The 18,987-nt window shown below is 41.0% G+C and carries 20 protein-coding genes and 1 pseudogene; 16 read left to right on the top strand and 5 right to left on the bottom strand.

The window, feature by feature from the left end; genetic code table 11:
- Positions 1–419 precede the first annotated feature (419 nt).
- The 7 genes from AB5627_RS04485 to AB5627_RS04455 all read left to right on the top strand — a co-directional run bounded on the left by AB5627_RS04485 (position 420) and on the right by AB5627_RS04455 (position 7,171).
- Positions 420–701: a hypothetical protein gene (locus AB5627_RS04485; RefSeq protein WP_022287888.1), complete on the top strand. Its 282-nt coding sequence runs from the start codon at positions 420–422 to the stop codon at positions 699–701.
- Positions 702–787: 86 nt separating this feature from the next.
- A complete protein-coding gene (locus tag AB5627_RS04480; RefSeq protein WP_022287887.1) occupies positions 788–2,278 on the top strand; it encodes a diguanylate cyclase in 1,491 nt (496 codons plus the stop codon).
- Positions 2,275–3,543, top strand: a complete 1,269-nt coding sequence (locus AB5627_RS04475; RefSeq protein WP_329963963.1) for an ABC transporter substrate-binding protein — start codon at positions 2,275–2,277, stop codon at positions 3,541–3,543. The genes AB5627_RS04480 and AB5627_RS04475 overlap by 4 nt, the downstream gene beginning before the upstream one ends.
- Before the next feature lie 441 nt (positions 3,544–3,984).
- Entirely contained in the window at positions 3,985–4,518 is a 534-nt protein-coding gene (locus AB5627_RS04470) for a type II secretion system protein (RefSeq protein ID WP_288971209.1), read from the top strand.
- Between the two features lie 220 nt (positions 4,519–4,738).
- On the top strand, positions 4,739–5,206 hold the full coding sequence (locus AB5627_RS04465) for a type II secretion system protein (protein WP_368369694.1): 468 nt from the start codon (positions 4,739–4,741) through the stop codon (positions 5,204–5,206).
- 265 nt (positions 5,207–5,471) lie between these two features.
- Positions 5,472–5,762 (top strand): hypothetical protein, encoded by a 291-nt coding sequence (locus AB5627_RS04460; protein WP_278643127.1) that lies wholly within the window; start codon positions 5,472–5,474, stop codon positions 5,760–5,762.
- Positions 5,759–7,171, top strand: a complete 1,413-nt coding sequence (locus tag AB5627_RS04455) for a hypothetical protein (RefSeq protein WP_333635152.1) — start codon at positions 5,759–5,761, stop codon at positions 7,169–7,171. The genes AB5627_RS04460 and AB5627_RS04455 overlap by 4 nt, the downstream gene beginning before the upstream one ends.
- A 275-nt stretch (positions 7,172–7,446) precedes the next feature.
- Here AB5627_RS04455 and AB5627_RS04450 read toward each other — a convergent pair whose 3' ends face one another.
- Positions 7,447–8,745, bottom strand: coding sequence for a tyrosine-type recombinase/integrase (locus AB5627_RS04450; RefSeq protein WP_002586625.1), 1,299 nt, complete (start codon positions 8,743–8,745; stop codon positions 7,447–7,449).
- Positions 8,746–8,852: 107 nt separating this feature from the next.
- Positions 8,853–9,527: a helix-turn-helix domain-containing protein gene (locus AB5627_RS04445; RefSeq protein WP_334298868.1), complete on the bottom strand. Its 675-nt coding sequence runs from the start codon at positions 9,525–9,527 to the stop codon at positions 8,853–8,855.
- Positions 9,528–9,700: 173 nt separating this feature from the next.
- On the opposite strand from AB5627_RS04445, the gene AB5627_RS04440 reads away from it, so the two are divergent.
- Positions 9,701–9,916 carry a helix-turn-helix domain-containing protein gene (locus AB5627_RS04440; RefSeq protein WP_195370581.1) on the top strand — a complete coding sequence of 72 codons (216 nt, stop codon included), beginning with the start codon at positions 9,701–9,703 and terminating at the stop codon, positions 9,914–9,916.
- Positions 9,917–10,148: 232 nt separating this feature from the next.
- A complete protein-coding gene (locus tag AB5627_RS04435) occupies positions 10,149–11,576 on the top strand; it encodes a MobA/MobL family protein (protein WP_195413016.1) in 1,428 nt (475 codons plus the stop codon).
- Between the two features lie 114 nt (positions 11,577–11,690).
- On the opposite strand, the gene AB5627_RS04430 is transcribed toward AB5627_RS04435, so the two are convergent.
- From AB5627_RS04430 to AB5627_RS04420, 3 genes are all read right to left on the bottom strand, one after another.
- A complete protein-coding gene (locus tag AB5627_RS04430) occupies positions 11,691–12,881 on the bottom strand; it encodes a hypothetical protein (RefSeq protein ID WP_195413017.1) in 1,191 nt (396 codons plus the stop codon).
- Positions 12,878–13,432, bottom strand: a complete 555-nt coding sequence (locus AB5627_RS04425; RefSeq protein WP_207737267.1) for an RNA polymerase sigma factor — start codon at positions 13,430–13,432, stop codon at positions 12,878–12,880. The genes AB5627_RS04430 and AB5627_RS04425 overlap by 4 nt, the downstream gene beginning before the upstream one ends.
- A 166-nt stretch (positions 13,433–13,598) precedes the next feature.
- Positions 13,599–13,976 carry a TnpV protein gene (locus AB5627_RS04420; protein WP_118054371.1) on the bottom strand — a complete coding sequence of 126 codons (378 nt, stop codon included), beginning with the start codon at positions 13,974–13,976 and terminating at the stop codon, positions 13,599–13,601.
- 251 nt (positions 13,977–14,227) lie between these two features.
- On the opposite strand from AB5627_RS04420, the gene AB5627_RS04415 reads away from it, so the two are divergent.
- From AB5627_RS04415 to AB5627_RS04385, 7 genes and pseudogenes are all read left to right on the top strand, one after another.
- A complete protein-coding gene (locus tag AB5627_RS04415) occupies positions 14,228–14,623 on the top strand; it encodes a GtrA family protein (protein ID WP_368369693.1) in 396 nt (131 codons plus the stop codon).
- A gap of 30 nt (positions 14,624–14,653) precedes the next feature.
- Entirely contained in the window at positions 14,654–15,457 is an 804-nt protein-coding gene (locus AB5627_RS04410; protein ID WP_022287882.1) for a glycosyltransferase family 2 protein, read from the top strand.
- A complete protein-coding gene (locus AB5627_RS04405; RefSeq protein ID WP_022287881.1) occupies positions 15,454–16,191 on the top strand; it encodes a glycosyltransferase family 2 protein in 738 nt (245 codons plus the stop codon). Before AB5627_RS04410 ends, AB5627_RS04405 begins: the two co-directional genes overlap by 4 nt.
- Positions 16,188–16,724, top strand: a pseudogene (locus AB5627_RS04400) (lysylphosphatidylglycerol synthase domain-containing protein); the annotation flags it as partial. The gene AB5627_RS04405 and the pseudogene AB5627_RS04400, both read left to right, overlap by 4 nt.
- Before the next feature lie 375 nt (positions 16,725–17,099).
- The gene (locus AB5627_RS04395; RefSeq protein ID WP_265290687.1) at positions 17,100–18,104 is read left to right on the top strand and encodes a hypothetical protein; all 1,005 of its coding nucleotides are present in this window, start codon (positions 17,100–17,102) and stop codon (positions 18,102–18,104) included.
- The gene (locus AB5627_RS04390; RefSeq protein WP_022287879.1) at positions 18,067–18,636 is read left to right on the top strand and encodes an HAD family phosphatase; all 570 of its coding nucleotides are present in this window, start codon (positions 18,067–18,069) and stop codon (positions 18,634–18,636) included. Before AB5627_RS04395 ends, AB5627_RS04390 begins: the two co-directional genes overlap by 38 nt.
- 11 nt (positions 18,637–18,647) lie before the next feature.
- On the top strand, positions 18,648–18,920 hold the full coding sequence (locus tag AB5627_RS04385) for a hypothetical protein (RefSeq protein ID WP_337400184.1): 273 nt from the start codon (positions 18,648–18,650) through the stop codon (positions 18,918–18,920).
- Positions 18,921–18,987 lie beyond the last annotated feature (67 nt).

Genomic DNA, 18,987 nt, shown 5'->3' with positions numbered 1-18,987 from the left:
TCAGGCAAAAGCTTTGAGAGCTTGATGAAAGTTCCGTCAACCAATTACTCATAATGAGTTTTTCATATAATGAGTTTTCATATATAATTTTCCTTCATTCTTCTTTTCATTTCATCTCGCTGTGCTCTGAATTTTCAGAGTGCGGCAAAAGTGAAATGGCATGGGAAAATACATAACTTTAGCATTCCCCATTCATAATTTTTTCTTCATATTATACTTCTTACTTCTCTGAAAGACCCTGTGGCTTTTGCCGCGGGGTCTTTTGGATTTGTAGAATTTATATCAAAACAAACGTTCTTATCTGTGCATATCGACAAAAAACTTGCTGTCCAAAAAATTACCCCTCAAATTCATGAAGTTGTGTTATCATACATACAGCCCCGAAATAGAAAAAGAAAAATATGAGGATGTGTGTAAAAATGATATGGATAATCATGATGAATGTTTTTATCGTTGCGGCAGGTGCAGGCGGCGACAGGTGGCTTATGAAAACTATAATGAGAATGGTGCTGTTTTTCCTGTTTGTTGCGGTGGCAGAGAGGAACATGGGAGCAGTGTTTGCCGCAGGCATCGTGTTCACAGCGGCATGGGCGGCACTGTCGCTTTTTGAAGCGGAAACCAAAAAGAAACGCCATGCAAATAAGGTTAGACAGTGCCGTGTCAGAGAAAATATAAACCGTACAATACAAATTGAGCAATAATTAACAAAAAAATCACTTATTTTATGGGCATATGTGTTATAATTAATAATGATTATAATGATTTAGCCTGAGAGGTGATATAGCTTTTGAAAAATTCTGCTGATTTTGAACTGTATGATAAAATAAAAAAATATAGAAGATCTATTTTGAAAACAAGCGTGTTAGTGCTGTTCGTTGCTTGTCTGCTTGTGTATGCGTGTGCCTGCTATTACAGCGGTGTGAACGCATTTCAGAAAGAGGCTCAGCTTTGCTCTGCCATAAATGCGGAAGCAGACCAGAATGTGGCTGCCTTTATGAAGAAAATGGAGGACACTGCCAAGCTTATAATGGGCAATGAGGACTATGCGAAATATGATCCTACGGATACGTCAAAGAGCGAATTTGCTGTGCTTAATGAGGAGAATGTTCTCACTGAGAGGCTTATAGAGCTTAGTACATTGGGCAACTATACTGATTTTGGCATTGTAAGCAGTAATGAACATAATGTAGGAAAGATAACCGATGGTACAAAGGATATATTTGACGATGAGATATACAAGAGAGTTTCCGACCTTATGGGTGACAGCAAGATAAAATGGTTCACGGGACAGGACGATAACTACAGACGAGTGTATTTCGCAGGCAGGATAAATGACGATCTTATTTTTATCTCTTCTGTGTTTTCAACGGAGTTTGATCTTGTTTTTCTGCCCTCTGACAATTACAGCGAGATAAATACCATGCTGTGTGATGACGATGGCAGGATAATCTATGCTAACGACGGAAAAAGTGTTGTCGGCGAAAAACTCGATGAAAAGCTCTCTAAATTCCTTGAGGGAGGCACTGGCGTCACCGTTTCGGATATGACTACTATCTGTGCTATTGATGATTGCCGTGACGATTGGGTGGTCATTACTACCGTGGATATGTCAGACACTTTGCGTCACTATGTGAAAACAGGGCTTAAATGCCTTGGTATCTTTATTTGCTGCGCAGTCGTATTTATTATGATATCTGCGGCAGCGGCGGCGGATAACGACCCGCAGAACGGACCGAAGTTTGGAAAATATCCAAAGGTGGACGAAAATACAGGGCTTTTCACTGCGGAATATACCGAAAACAGCATTATGGATAAAATGGAAACTTGTATCTCAGGCTCGACTATCGCATTTATTATCGTGAAAATAACAAATCTGGAGCTTATAAGGCTCAACTATGGCGAAGAGATAGTGGCGGAAGCTGAGCGAAAGGTCGCCGAAATACTGGTGGAGAACCGCAAGGAGGGCGATATCTGCGGAATTTTCAGGGAGGGCGAGTTTGTTCTGTTTGCAGACCACACGAACTTTGACCTTGTTAGAGCCTATGGTAATGTGAGGGCTTATGTTAAAGAGCTTAACGATAAGCTGAAGGAATGTTGCCTTGACGATGACAGGGGTTACATAAAATGTGCAGTGGGTGCGTCGGTCTACCCTGAAACAAGCGATGATTATGATGAACTTTACGAAATGGCAGAAAAAGCCTGCGAGAAAGCAGAACACAGCGAGGACGCAAGAGCAGTGATATATGATAAAAAAGAGGAAGAGGTGAGCCGCAGTTGAGAACACGCATTGTACGATGTGCGGCTTTGACCGCTTCGGCGATCTGCACAGTGACTGTCATGACGGGCTGTGCATTGTTTGAAAGAAGAATGGAGCATACCGTAAAGACTGAGGTGTCCTTCTCGTGGTGGGGCAAGGACGTGCGCAACGAGTATACTCTCGATGGGCTTAAAGCCTATCAGAACAGCAATAAGGACGTTGTGGTAAGGCCTGAGTATGCAGACTTTGACGGCTTCAAAACACGAATGGACGTGGAATTTTTCTCTGACACCACCGCAGATATCATGCAGTTAAACTATAGTTGGCTCTATGAATATTCTCCCGACGGCGAGGACTTTTATGACCTTAATGAGCTGTCGGAATACATAAATCTCTCAGCATTTGATGATGACAGCCTTTCGTATGGCACTATAAACGGCAAACTTAATGCCTTGCCTACCGGTACGAACTGTATAACCTTCTACTATAATAAGACCATGTATGACAGATATGGTCTGAGCCTGCCTGAAAATTGGTCTGACCTTATAAAAGCGGCAGAGGTCATGAAGTCAGATGAGGTCTATCCTGTTGAATTGACGAAAAAAGCGTCTTATCTCAGCTCTGTGGCGTATGTAGAGCAGGTAACGGGAAGAAAAATGTTATCTGACAGCGGTGAGTTTCAGTATACCTTGGAGGATGTAAGGCTCATGCTCGCCTTTTATCAGGAAATGCTAAATAAAAAGGTCACAAAGCCTGCGTGGGATTTCGATAGGAACGATCTTGAAAAGTGTCTGACGGCAGGCGTGGCTTCCTGGATATCAGACGCAGAGTATTACTGCGAGCCTGCTCAGAAGTTTGGCTTTGACATCGTTATCGGCGACTATCCAAAGCATAAGCAGGCCGTGAGCAGCGGTTGGTATAAAAAGCCCACTAGCGTTTATGCCATAAAGAAAAATACCAAGTCCCCTGAGGAAGCCGCAAAGCTTCTTGACTATCTTGTGAACGGTGAGGAAATGGCTCTCCTGCAGGGTATGGGAAAGGGCGTGCCTGCATCAAAGGCGGCATTGGAAGCCCTTGAAGCGAGGGATATGCTTGACGGGATAGAGTATAAAGCCAACGAGAAAATGGCAAACTCAGACGAGCTTGAAATAATGTCACCGAAGCTCGAAAATCAGGAAGTACTTGACCTTTTTATAAGCACCTCCGAGTCGCTCTATTATGGCAGGGCGGAGATAGAAAACGCTTCTGAAAATCTGTATAATAAGATGAAGGAATTATACAAATAGTTAAACTTGTGAAACAATTAGTGCAAAATGTATTCAAAAATGAATGAGAAGTGTACAGAGTTCACAAAAATAACGAAAGTGTTAAATAAGTCTTGACAATTTATTTGTTTTAAGATATAATTAAGGACGATGTAAGGTAATACATCATAAAACGGTGTGTGACAAAGTGTGTGACAGAATTTTTTGTGAGAATGTCAACATAGTGTTACAAATCGTCAAAATGACCGATTGAAAATTAGTTTTTCGTCAAGTTGAACAAAGTTGAGAAAAAATCTGAAAAACTATTGACATTTTGGACAAGATGATGTATACTTTAATCATGGTGATAAGGAGAACACAAAGAACTCCGAAAGCCGTTTAATTATTGGAAAGTAGCTGCTTAAATCGGCTTGCGGCACTTTTATAAACAAATTTATTTAATTTATTATGGAGGGATTTTCTATGAAGAAATCTAACAGAAAAGGTTTCACCCTTGTAGAGCTCGTAGTTGTTATCGCTATCATCGGTATCCTTGCAGCTATCCTCGTTCCTACAATGATGAACTATGTAAAGAAGTCAAAGCTCAAGACAGCTAACTCAAACGCTAAGCTCGTTTTCACAACTGTAAACAACGAGGCTGCTGATATGCTCGTTGAGGGTACATCAGTAACAGCTGATGCTTCAATGAAGACTGCATCAAGTAAGGGTAACAAGATTGCGGCGAATTTTGGTGGCACTGGAGATGACGCAAAGGCTAAGCTTGCTTCTGCAGTTTGGAATGCACTTAAGGACAATGGTGATGGCGCTGGCTATTGCGTATATGTTCTTGGCGATGATGGTAACGTTACATTTGCTCAGTGGTCTGACGTTGAGAACCCAACAGGTGGAGTTCTTGGTCAGTATCCAAACCCATGTAGCAAGCCTGACGATGCTAATAAGGCATTCCGTGATACAGCATACGCAAAGGCTGATTGGAGTGCAGCTGCAGCTGGCTAATTTACAATTAAAGCATTTTGAGAACCGCTCAAATGAGCGGTTCTTTTTTGTCTGAAAATATATAAAATAGACAATCAGAATAGCCTGCCTTTGTGCAAATGGTAAAATTGAGTAATTAAGCCTGCCTCTTCCTTGACAAAATCGGGTAAATTTTGTATAATATACTTGTCGAAATATTAAATGGGGATCAATATTCCGATGAAAGAATTGAGGGAAAGACATGAATAAAAAAGGCTTTACTTTGGTGGAGCTTGTGGTGGTTATTGCCATTATCGGCGTGCTTGCGGCTATTCTCATACCAACTATGATGAGTTATATCAAAAAGGCAAAGCTTAAAAGCGCAAACAGCAATGCAAAGATAGTGTTCAATACTGTAAATGCGGTCGTTACTGATATGCAGTGTGAGGGAAAAGATATTGATGTCAGCTCTTGCACGGCTGTTGTTGATTGCACCGCCGAGCCTGACTCTTCAAAAAAACTTGAAAAAGCTGTCCATGATGCACTTAATGGAAATGGTGACAATGCAGGCTATGCTTATTGGATCGCAGGGGAGGACGGCAGATATAAGCTTGCACAGTGGTGTGATACAAGTTCGCCAAGGTCTAAAGGCATTGTAGGGCAGTATCCTGACCCTGTGAACAAACCTTACGATCTCCCTGAGAATTTCAGTTGGGGCATTAAATTCTGAAACTATTGACGATCTGTCATTGCCGTGGAATAATTAAGATAACAAAAAAGAGGCATACTGCTGTAAGCGGTTTACCTCCAATATAGTTTTTTCTTTAAGAAATAACCGACCTATTGGACGTGGGGCGGTTATTTCTTTTTATTGCAGACATTGAGTACAAGTCTAATCATGTCAATATCTGTCGCAAAAAGTTTTACAAAAACATTGACTAATTTCTTAATAAATGGTATAATTTATATGTCAATTATTTTTTTGGAGGATATTAATGAAAGAGAAATTTAAAAGCTGGGCATTCAGCAAAGAGCATGGAAAATGCGATGTTATAACGCTGATAATATACCTGCTTGGCGTTTGCACTGTATCGTTTTTTCATGAACCGTGGTTTGATGAAGCTCAGTCATGGGCGATTGCACGTTCGGGAACTATAAAGGAGATACTTTTTGAGATACCACACTATGAGGGTCACCCGCCACTATGGCATTTGATATTGGCGCCTTTCGCAAAGCTTGGCGCACCCTATGAGCTGTCCCTTGCGGCAGTCAATATTTTTTTATGACCCTTGCTGTGGCGGTCTTGCTTTTCAAGTCACCTTTTCCAAAGCTGATACGTTGTCTGTTGCCGTTTAACTTCTTCCTGTTTTATCAGTACGGCGTTGTAAGCAGACCTTATTGCATACTTGTGCTTGCGATTTTCCTTGCGGCAGCGTGCTATAAGAATAGAAATGAACACCCTGTAAAATATCTTTTGTGCCTTGCGCTCATGTGCGCTGTGCATTCATATGGCATAATAATTGCGGGCTGTCTGTGTATCGTGTGGCTAATAGAAATTTTTACAGAGTATAAAAAAAGCGGAAAACTTGCAGACATACTGAAAGACCGCCGCTGTTGGCTGATGTTTTGTCTGCTGATATTTGCAATGTTGGTCATGGCTGCTATTGTGCCGGATGAAAATGTGTACCTTGGCGGTAAAATGTCAAGTGAAACAGAAAAGAAATTTGACTTTAGCTGTATAAATATTCTGTTTTGCTTTGTGATCTTTTCTGACTCGATAATCACATCGTTTTTTAATTATGCTGGCGTTCCAAGCGAGATAGCAAGCCAGATCCCTGTTATCGTTGTTTCTATCCTGCTTGTGGCACTATTTGTGACGATAACATACAGAAATAAAAAACTGCTGACTTTTTTGCTTCCATATGGAGTGCTTTCCATATTCGGCTCTTTTGTTTATATATCTCCACACCACATAGGCGTTATAACAGCGTTTGTGATCTTTGTTCTTTGGATAATAGTTGATGAAAGCGGCAAAGTTCTGCTGCCTGAGTACATGAACAAAATATCGGCTAAGATTGGAAAGAAACTTAAAGTTATTGTAAAAGCCATTGCATTTCTACCATTGCTGATACCAATTGCATGGAGCTGTACATCATCATATTTTGATATTCGCTATCCATATTGGTTTGATGAAGCCGCTGACTTTATAAAAGAATACCACCTTGATGATTATAAGATCATGGGCTATTGGCAGCAGGTTCTTAATGGTGAAATAGATGATGATGCTTTCTGGAATGTTGATGAAGCTGATTATATGTGGCATGATTATCCAAATCTACAGGGCATATCCGTTGCATTAAACCCATATTTTGATAAAAATATATTTTGTTATTTCAATATTGATAAACATGACAAAACGTTTCAGTACTATCGGGCTAATACCCAGAAAGAAGCAGAAGAAGAATTTTCCAAGTGGCGAGAGCAGGGAGAACCTGATGTAGTCATAGAGCGTTGTGAGATAACAAAGGCATATCCTGACATAGATGTTGATAATTATGTGGCTGTCAAGAGAATATATTTCTATAAACCATATAAATTTGAGACCTATGACCAATATATCACCATCTATGTAACAAAAGACCTGTTCAATAAGATCGGCACTCTTGAAGAATTGACCGCAAAAAAGCTATACTAGAAACGATATGACAAAAAGTTTGTTTTTGGATTAATTATCCGAAAATGCTTGATTTTTCCTTGATGATGTGTTAAAATAATACATGAAACAGAAAACGTTTTACGATGGAGATTTTAATGTGAAAAAGCTTGACCTTGACAAGATAATAAAATTTGAATTTAACTATCTAATCCTCAAAAACCATTGATTTTTCAAGGCTTCACGCCTGTTTTTCATTCAAACCTTATCTGTTTGCCCTTGTTTTTGCCCTTACGAGCCGAAACAAGGGCAACTTTTTATTCCCCGCCGACCACCTTATCCAGCAGCCTTGCGGAAGTACGCTTCGCTTCCCTTGTAGAGTGAGCGTAGATGTTCATTGTGGTACTGACATCGGAGTGTCCGAGAAGTTCCTGCACATCTTTCGGCTTTGCGCCGCCGGAAAGCAGATTGCTTGTGTAGGTGTGACGGAGCGTGTGGAAATGGAAATCTTCAAGCCCTTTCACTTTCTTCTTTGCCGCCCTGCACATAATCCCTACCGTACTCGGCGCTTCATACGCCCCGTCTGCTCTCAGGCAGACAAAGGAGATTTCCTTGTAATCCTCCGGGACTTCCTCTGTCCTTTGCAGGCTGTAAACCTCATAATAGGTGCGCCCTTTTTCCTTTACTTCTTTGTAGTAGTTCAGGTGATAAAACTCCCCGTAGCGGAAACGGTTTTTGCGCTGTTCTGTTCTCGCCGCCCGCAGGATTGCCGCCAGCGTGTCGCAGAAATCAACGGTGCGGACTTTGCTCCGTTTTGTCGTTCCCACTTCGGTTGTGTGCCTTGTTCCGTTATAGCGCATGCTTCGGCGTACCGTGAGATATTGTTCCTCAAGGTTAATATCCTGCCAAGTCAAGCCGCATACTTCCCCGATACGAAGCCCCGTGTAGTACGCTATCTGCACAGGCAGCAAGGCGGGATTATCTTTTGCCTTGAGAAATTCCTCCAGCTTTTGGAACTGTTCATGGGTGATAGTAGGAATACTGGAAGTATCTTCCTCACTGTCCGAGAAAATATCCGTTTCCTGCTTCCTGCCCCTCAGCTTCACATACTGCATAGGGTTAAAGGTAATCAGTTTTTTCGGGAAAACCGCAAAGCGGAAGGAATTTTGCAACACCGCCGAGAACAGGAGCATATATCCTTTGCTCATGGGCTTTGAAGTTGTCCCGTCCGGGTTTGTCCCACCGTAGCTCAGAAAATCAATGAACGCCTGCAAATGGTCGGCGGTCACGGTTTTCAGCTTGCGTTTGCCAATGGGATATTGCTTGATACGGTTGACCGTTCCCTGATAGGACATGACCGTCCCGTTGCTTAAGTTGCCGGGTTTCAGTTCTTCCTCTACCCACATATCCAGCATATCGCCTACCGTGATGTTTTCCGCTTTCCCGACAAACTGCTTTTCCTCGTAGTCCGCTATCGCTTTGCGGAGCATGGCTTCTGTTTCCGCCTTGCTCTCTGTGCCTGCAAACTCTTTCTGCACTTTTCTGCCGCTTTCATCTTCAATATAAAAGCGTCCGTACCACTTTTTTCCTTTCTTTCTTACAGAACCTTTTGCCATAGATAAAAAACTCCTTTCTATCCGTGGCAATCGGGACTGTGACATATGGTGTGCGTAAAGTAATTGTGTCACTTCCGCCAGTGGAAGTCAACTGGCGTCTTTACTTGTCAAGGTGCCACGGAATTTTCTTTTTCGGATAGCCTTTCTTCGGCTTCCTCCACTATCCCGAAAAGTGCGCCCATCGACATTTTTGTGCGCCCCTCATCGTGGATATGTAAAATCCCGTCTAAAAACCGTTTCATATCCTCAATCGGCACTTCCATCTTCTTGCGGTATACCTGCTCCATGATTGCCCCGGACTCTATGGCGTACCGTCCAAGAGACTCTTTCAGCCCTTTGTCCTCCGCCACACGGTCAACTTCCTCCATAGCGTCAGCAAAGTAGCAGGTCATAACCGTATACAGGTCAACCATCTTGCCGAGAAATGTCGTGAGAAGCTGCTGGTGCGGTTCGCCCTTTACTGTATGGGAAACTGTGTCCAGATACTTCTTGATGTGTTCCTCAATATCCCGCTGGCAGAGAGTATAGGTGTCATATTCCTTATCATCGGAAAGACCTGTCAGCCATTCGGGAGTTGTGAGCAACGCTTCCGCAAGACCGTTGATAACCATTGTGCGCTTCGGATTAACCCCGTCCGCTTCGTACCGCTGAATGGTGGATTTGTTCACGCCCACACGCCTGCCGAGTTCCGGCATGGTAATGTTTAACTCTGTGCGGCGTTCCTTAATCCGCCCACCGACCTGTTTTGCGGTGAATGTGGTTTCTTTTTTCAAGGTGTTCACCTCCTGACTGGTATCAGTATAACACGCCGATACTTATTTTGCAACCATTATCTCGATAAAAATTGTAAATAAACTATGAATGGTTGCAAAACGGGTTGACAAGAGATGACAGAATAAGTATAATGATAAAACAGTAGTTGCAAAATGAGTATTCTAAAAAGGAGGTTGATAGAATGAACGCAGTCAAAATGGGACTTACCATAGAGGAAGCCGCAGAATGTACGGGTATCGGCAGGAACACCATGCGGAAGCTGGTGGAATGGGGAAAGCTGCCCGTCCTCAAAGTGGGGCGCAAGACCATTATCCGCAGGGACACGCTGGAACGGTTTCTGACGGTCAATCAGGGAAGAAATCTTCTGAAACCCGATGATGTCCGCAGAGTGGAATGACCATCCATTCTTTTTCGGGAAGTAACCCTAAGCCCTCGGCGTTTGAGAGCGAAATACACCCCTCGCACAAATCTTCGATTTGTACTCCGGGTATTTCGCCCTTGCAGGGGGCTTCCGTATCAACCGCCTGCAGCGTATGATACGGGGCTGTCACCGTTGCCGCAGTGACAGCCGCAACCGTAAACGATTGCAAAAAAGGACGCACCTTGACAACAGAAAACGGAGATGATGTATGCCGAGACACAGTTTTATCCAGATGTCAAAGCTGCCCAATGTCAAAGGGCGAATATCATATATTACAAGCCATGCAAGGCAGGAAAACCTCTATGCCACCTACCGCACCGCCGACAGTACCTTTTGGAGCAATCTTGCAAGGGAAAGCCAGCAGGAGTTTCAGTGCAGCGGCACAGAGGGCAAATGTATCGAAGCAAGGGAACTGATTATCGCCTTGCCCGAAGTCTATACGCAATATGAACCGCAGCAGGTACTCACGGACTTTACAGAGGAGTTCCGCAGGCGGTACGGTGTGGAGTGCGTGTCCGCCCTCCACCACAACAAGCGCAAGACGAATTATCATATCCATCTGATTTTCAGCGAGAGGAAACTGCTCCCCGAACCTGATGTGAAGATTGCTTCCCGCAGCGTATTCTTTGATGAGACTGGAAAGCGTGTCCGCACCAAAAAGGAAATCACGGGGGAGGACGGGCAGATACGGAAAGGCTGTACCGTCATCAAAAAAGGCGAGGTATACGAAAGCCATCTGTTTACTGCCAAAGATACACGCTTTAAGGGAGAGCCTTTTCTCCGAGAGATAAAGGAAGTGTATACGGAACTTATCAACCGCCATATCTCTGATCCTGAGCAGCACTTAAAGGTATTTGATAAAAACAGCGTCTATCTGCCGACCAAGAAAATCGGCAAGAACAATCCCAAAGAGGACGAAATCAAAGCCGACAATGCCGCAAGGCAGGAATGGAACAGGACAGCGGATATGGCGTTATTATCAGGTATCTCCGAAGCAAAGATTTTAGAAGTCAAGCGGACAGAGATACACGAAAAAACGAGCCAGTCTATCAAAAACAAGGGCTGGCTCCCCAATCTGTTCCGCAGTATTGTCAGCAAGGCAAAGGACTTCCTGCAAAGCCTAATCCGTGAACACGATATGCCGCCGAAGCCTGTCCTTGAAATAGATATGGCAGAGTTCCGTACCATGCAAAAGCTGATGATAAAGGCGCAGGATAAGGCGAAAGAAATCCGGCATTTGCAGGATACGGTACTTCCGAAACTGAAACAGCAACTTGCCGACACAAAAGGGATTTTCAAGGGTAAGGAGCGCAAGGCGCTCACAGAACAGATACAGCGGACAGAAAAGGAAATCGCTGAAAAGCTGGATAAACTGCCCGATGTTCTGAAAGAGGACGGTTATCCCGATGTGCAGGCGTTCATGGCAACCTACCGCAAGGCGGAGGCTGTCGTGGAGCAGTACAATCGTGACCTTGCCGCATGGGAGAGGCAGGTCAGGGAAAAACAGAAACCTGCCCAAAAAGAGCAGGCAAAGCCGCCCGAACGGAAGAGCGTACTGAAACGCCTGCGCCAGCTTCAGGCGGTGGGCAGACAGAGAAGCCAGCCAAAGCGAAAATCCCACGACAGAGAAAGATAGCTTTAATGCCGAAAACAACACCGCAGGGCAGTACCTCTGCCTTGCGGGATTACATACATTTTAAGACAGAGAAACACCCTGCAAGATTTTGAAGTCTTGCAGGGCGTAGGTGGTTCATTCAGAAATTAATACATCTCCATCGGAGATTGTTGCCTTAAATGCCGAAATTGCACCTGCAATGGTGTTACCACTGGTTTCATCAATTTCGCCTTCATAGGAAATTTGCACGGTATCACCAACCTTGACAATTCCATAATCTACATAACGGGAGATACGAAGGTCATTTAGCAGAACCTTGTAGGTGATACCGTCCGCCGGCTTCTTACACAGGATAGAATCATCCACCAAGATATATTCTTCCGTAATCTCAATGATTGTACCGGCTACCGAGTTTCTGTACGGTTCATACTCTACTTCAGTGGAATTCTCTTTCGCATAATGGATAATCCTGCTTGCAGCATCCTCGCCGATGTTGAATAGATACTGCCAATTAAATGCGTTTGTCCACAGATAGCCGTCTTCCGTCACATACAGAGCAACTTTGTAAACACCAAGTGCTTCGGAAGTAATCGTAAAACTGAGGTAACTTCTGTCACCAACCGTCCATGTTTGATCTTCAACGAAAGGGGCGTTCCTACATTCGGACAGAACTTCCCACACATAATCGTCACTGCTCAATGCAAAACGTTTGCTATCAGGAGTATTGTCTCCCTCAGAAAAGCGCTGAAACTCCACGACCTCGGACAGATTTACGGCATCCATAAGCTCACCAAGGGTGTTCGGAGGAGCATACTCGTCATTTTGAAAGACATAATAACTGTCCTCCATCTTTACGGCTATAAACTGACTTTGAGCAATATCCTTCAATGCATATGCTTCAAACTCGGCAGAATATTTTTTTCCATTATTGACTTCATCATATCCAACCACAGTGTAGTTGCCAATACTCTCGCCAATCCATGTTTCTGATACCGCACGGCCTTTTCCATGATACTCAATACCGTCAATTTTGACATTCCTATATTTTTCATATACAGTCTGATACTCCCATGGCCATACAATTGCAGATTCGCTGGCTCGGATAGAAAAGTCCTTGTATCTGCCGTCGGTTCCCTCCGGTGTTACATTTTCCCGAAATAGCGATGGGAGGATTGCCGCCCCTACAATTACAATCACTGCAAAGCATGCTGCCAAGGAACCCCATTTTAACCAATGTTTCTTATTTTTCTTCTTGCACTTAGCTGCGTCGGCGACAAGATCGTCATCAATTTGCCCGATGGCATTTGCGATTCTCGGTGTTTTCATATTTCAACGCCCTCCTTAATCAAGTAATCTTTTAGCTTGTTTCGGGTGTAGAACAACATATTTTTGACCTTACTCTCAGTAAAAGAATAGCGCTTTGCAATCTCCCTTATAGAATCGAAATAAAAATACTTGCGGATGAAGACATTTCTGACATATTCCTCCTGACTGCGAAGAAACGTACTGATCAGCTCACCTACATCCTCGTCGCTCACATCGGGGGCATATCGTTCATCCGGCAATACTGCCGCAAGCTCGTCCAAGGATAAAATGATCTCCGCTGACCGTTTCTTTCGCTTCATAAACTCCAGTCGCTTCAAAGAGAGATTTCGTGCAATCTTGCAGATAAAGGGCATGAAATTGTGCGGTCTTGTAGGCGGAATGGTGTTCCACACACTCACATAAGTATCATTAACGCATTCCTCAGAATCTTCGTGATTATTTAGAATGTTATAGGCAATACTGTGGCAGAGTTTTCCGTACTTTGTATCCGTCTCCTTGATCGCCTGTTCATCTCTATTAAAGTAGAGTTCTATGATTCTCAGATCATCCATGTTGTTCACCTCCCTCATTTGACCTAAAAGCGCTTTCACCTATTAAGTACGTTTTTTGAGGCGATGGTCTTAAAAAATAACTCTTTTAGAATTATACCATAAATCTTTGATTTTTCGGTCATATACATAAAAACGGCGGCAAGGTTTTCCTCGCCGCCGCTCCGGCTTAACTGTAAATCAGTTCTGCATTTACAATCTCCACCGCTCTACTGCGAATATTATTCATCCTGCCAACCCACTCCATTTGATTTTCTGTTTTTAGTTGCTCGGTTACGCCCTCACGCTCCGACATCTGTTTTATCAACCGAAGGAACATATCCTTTGCCTGTTTGTCTATCTCGGCAAGGTATTCGTTCAGCCTTCCGCTTGTGAGCAAATTGGTATATGTAAGCCTGTGATATTCTTTCAGATAGTGCAAATGCCGCTGTCCCCACAAACCGATAGGCTGTTCTTTTTCGGTTGGTAAGATAAGACAAGGAATATAATAATCTCCTTGCAGTTCATACCACAGACCATTTTTATCATCGTAAATATACTTGTCCATTGAAAAATCCTCCGTTATAATATATTCGCACATACATCACAGTTCTCCGATTGCCACACTTATGTTTATTCTTGTTATGAGATTTTCTTGCCCTTGTATTTGCCCTTATGAGCAAGGAGGGAAAGAGTAAACTTGTGTGTAACCGTATAAAGAGATAAGGAGAACACATTGCGATAAATCCTTTATTTTCAGGGCTTTTGGAGGATTTTATTAAAACACTGTAACCTCTGTTGAGAGGTCATAATTTACTGATGTTCAAATTTGTATTGACTTCTGGAATAGGTTTTTTGCTTGATTTCATATCCTACTTTATGATGACGCAGCTAATAAATATCAGTGTTGTTTATGCGAATTTTACAAGCTCAATAATAGGCGCAACATTTGTTTTCATAGTTTCTACGAGAAAGATATTTATACATGATAATTCAAAGATCCCATTAATGTGCAAATATATTTTGTATATAATGTATCAGCTTATCATGATAACGGTGGCGTCGTTGCTGATCTCTTATGTAAATAAATTTCTGTCAGCATCAACGGATATATCATTGATAGTTAAATACAGCAAAATGTTATCGAAGATCTTGGTAACGCCGCTGACGCTTTCGTGCAACTATATTTTTATGAGGACGATTTCCAAGCTGTAATATGACATATATCGATGAAGGAGAAGCGTTATGAAGAAAGATAAGATCATGGTGTTTATACCTGTCTATAATTGTGAGAAGCAGATCACGAGAGTGCTTTCACAAATCAATGACGATGTGCTTACATATGTTGATGAGATCATTGTGGTAAACAATTTAAGCACGGATAATACAGTAAAGGTTACACAGGATTACCTTTTGCAGCATAGAGAACTTCCGTGTAAGATAATAAATAATAATGCAAATTTTAATCTTGGCGGATCACACAAAGTTGCTTTTAATTATGCTTTAGAAAATGATTTTGATTACGTTATTGTCCTCCATGGCGACGATCAGGCGGATATCAGAGACTTTTTGCCAATTCTGAAAAAGAGAAGTTATAAAAGGGCTGATTGCGTTTTGGGTGGTAGATTTGAATCAAGATCTTGCCTGATAGGTTATTCAAAAAAGCGCATACTTGGAAACCATGTTTTTAATCTTATCTATTCACTGGCAGCTGGAAAGTCTATAAGAGATATGGGTTCAGGACTTAATATGTACAGCACCAATATGCTCAAAAGTAAATTTTACATTGGTCTGTCGGATTCATTGTATTTCAATGCTGAAATGCTGCTGTTCTCAGCATATTATAATGTTGATTTCAAGTTTTATCCGATCACATGGCGTGAGGAAGATCAGGTATCAAATGCAAAATTATTTAATTTGTCATATAATTTGTTTGTCATGGCTTTGCGATATAGGCTTAACAAAAAGAAGTATATAGATTCCTACTGCAAAAAAGATATATATAAGGGAAAGATCATTTTTGATAATACTGTTGGGGGAGAACGATGAAAAATTTCCATTTAGTAATGCCAATGGGCGGCAAGGGACAGCGCTTTTTCAATGACGGGTATGTAGCCCCTAAACCATTGATCGAGATACATGACAGACCATTCTTCTATTGGTCCACTATGTCAATACTGAAGTATAATCCAGATTGTGATGTTACTTTTGTTGTGCTGAAAGAACATATAGAGAAGTTCGATATAAAAAATCGTATATTATCGTATTTCCCACAGGCTAGAGTGGAGGTAATACCTGAGGTTCTTGCAGGTGCAGTGCTGACTTGCATGGCAGGTGTAGAAAATATCAATGACGATAGACCAGTCTTGTTTAATGACTGCGATCACATGTTTTGTTGCTCTGAGTTCAATTTTATGGATAAAAAAAGTGCGGCAAAGTATGACGGCTTGTTGTTCACGTTTAAATCAGATCTGCCGCAGTTCAGCTATGCTTTGTGTGATGAAAATGGTGTTGTTATTAGAACTCAGGAGAAAGTTGTTATTAGTGAAAATGCAATATGCGGAGCATATTATTTCAGAAATAAGGACATTTTTCTTGAAAACGCCAAGAGATATTTGTCGGAGTGCGAATATAGTGAATATTTTATGAGCGGCGTGTATAACAGCATGATAAAGAATAAACTTATATCCGGTGTAGTGGGTACGGATTATCATATATCATTTGGTACACCTGCTGAGTATCAGGACGCAGTTGACAGACCGGAATTTGGAGAGCTGCTATGAACATTCTTATGTTTTTAGCTGCGCTGGCGGTGATAACTCTTGGACACTTTTTTAGAATTAGGCGTTGGAAAAGTTTTATATCGGTCTATGAAGATTCACATGATTCAGACTTGATGTTTTGCACAGGAATAGGTTATTTGGTGGATAATGTTCTGCCATTTCATGTTGGCGATATTGTCAGAGCAGCGATAATTGGCAAAAAACTAAAAAATGGTGTTGCATTTTCTCTTGCCGTGATAATCATAGATAGGATCTTAGATGTTTTCGTTGTAGCGTTCATTTATGGGACGATTTTTTTTGCCTCAGGGAAAAATCTGATGAATTTTATTTTCTTCACCGGTTTTTCAGCACTGCTACTGTTTTTTCTTTGGTTGTCAGTTACATTTAGCAAACGTTTTAAAAAGTGTGTGCTTGTATTTTCCTCAATATTTAATACGAAGATCCAGCTTTGCATCTTAGAATTTGTGTGGTCTTTTATCTGTACCATACGCAATACAGTGAAAAAGATCGACAAAACAAAGCTTGTTCTGAGAACACTTTGTATGTGGTCTTGCTACATTTTGTCATATCTGATGTATTCAAATTGCTTAAAAAACACGTCTTTCGTAGATGTTTTCAATAATTTGTTCAGCATAGATTCTTATTCTCCATTTGTTGATTATGTACGTCATGGTTTTTCTCACTATTATTTTATTTTCCTGCTGTTTAATTTCCTCACTTGTGTGTCTATAATAGTGGTCGCATTTTTTGAAAAATTCAAAAAATGCAGCTCTGAGAATAAAGGAGAGCTTATTATACCATATACAAATGAAAACAGCTGTCTTGACTTTTTGAAAATATATTTCTCAGATATCCGTGATAAAAACTATATTGACCGGTTTCTTGAAATAAATAAAGATGTAATTATATTGAGAAACTGTTCAGCAGGTTCAAATGCAACAACTTTGCAATGTATAAAAAGCGGAAGAATGGTGTATCGGAAGTATGCCTTTGGCAGTGACGGTGAAAAATTATTTGAACAGGTAAAGTGGCTTCAAAATAATAAAGATCAGCTGTATGTTACTGAGATCCTAGATGCGTATCAGAAAAATAATGTTTGTTACTATGATATGCCGTATCTTGGTGATTCTATAGGTTTGTTTGATTACATACATTCTATGCCTTTGGAGAGTTCTTGGAGAATAATGGAGAGCGTAGTCAGCGATCTTGAAAGCAATTATTCTAAGAAATATAGTTCCAAGGCTGACGCTGATACAATAAGGCAGTATTATGATAAAAAGATCAGATCCAACATAGATAAAATAATGAATGCACACGTTTTGAGCGAATTGACAAACTATGAAAAGGTTGTCATCAACGGTGAAACATATGATAATCTGACAATGTTTCTTGACAAATTATACTCCTTTGACTTTTGGAAAGAAATATTTGAAAATGACTATTATTCAGATATCCATGGAGATTTGACAGTAGAAAATATTGTGTGCAATATTAATTATCCCAAAGGGTATTATCTTATTGACCCAAATGGCGGAAATATCCATTCGTCGCCTAACCTTGACTATTCCAAGCTTCTGCAATCGCTTCATGGAAATTATGAGTTCTTTATGCACACAGCAAAGGTCAAAGTTAATAAAAATGAAATATCGTTTAAGATAACAAGAACTACGTCATATGACGTATTGTATAAAAGATTTGATAAGTATCTAAAAGACACGTTTGATGCCAAGAGAGTCAAAAGCATATATTTTCACGAGATAGTGCATTGGCTGAGACTGATGCCGTATAAAATAAATAATGACAGTGATCGTGCAGCAATGTTTTATGCAGGCCTTGTAATGGTTGTAAATGATATTTTTGAGGAGTTTGATAATATTGACAAAAGGATCGGAATTAAAGCTTGCAATGTTTGACCTAGATGGTACGCTTTTTGATACGAACAAGGCAAATTATCTTTCCTATAAAGAAGCCTGCAACGGCTTTTGTGATGTAAGCGAGGATTTTTTTTACGAGCATTGTATGGGAAAAAACTATAAGACTTTTTTGCCTCTTTTAGGAGTGGAGGATAAAGAAAATATAGAATTGATACATAAACGGAAAAGTGATAATTATAAGAGCTTTTTCTCTTTTATACGTCCTAATTTTTCACTTCTGAAGATAGCTGAACTGTTTAAGACAAATGGTTTAAAGATCGCAATAATAACAACCGCGTCAAGAAGCAATACTTCAACGCTTTTGAAGTTTTTCGATTATGATGATTTTTTTGATCTGGTGGTCACACAGGAAATGACAGATAAGACAAAACCTTTTCCTGACGGGTATCTTTATGCCATGAAGTATTTTCATTGCACGCCTGACGAAAGCATTATATTTGAAGATTCTGACGTTGGTTTGCAAGCTGCTCTTAAAACACAAACTGCGGTATATAAAATAGTACGCTTTTGAAGGGTGACACAATGAAAAATAAAACCAGAAATTTGATACCTGTGCTTGTAATAGTGCTGTATTCAATATTGTTCTTTGCTGTTATTTTGTCAAAGAATAGAAGTTCCCTTTATGTTGATGATAATATTCTTCAGTGGGGACCTGTTATAAATAAAGCATTCGATAATATTTTCAGCGGTAAGGGTATACCATATTGGAATTTTTATCAGTATAAAGGCATAAACATTTTCAGCAGCGGTTATTATGGCTTGCTGAATCCATTTATGTATGTTCCTATGCCATAAGCCATTACCTTTTAAACGGTTTTCTTGAAACGCTAATTGTTTATGAAATAATTATGTATATGCTTGG

Source organism: Ruminococcus sp. RTP21198st1_G1_RTP21198_201120 (assembly GCF_040924265.1).
GTDB classification, from domain to species: Bacteria; Bacillota; Clostridia; order Oscillospirales; family Ruminococcaceae; genus Hominimerdicola; species Hominimerdicola aceti.
This window is presented reverse-complemented; position numbering and strand designations above follow the sequence as displayed.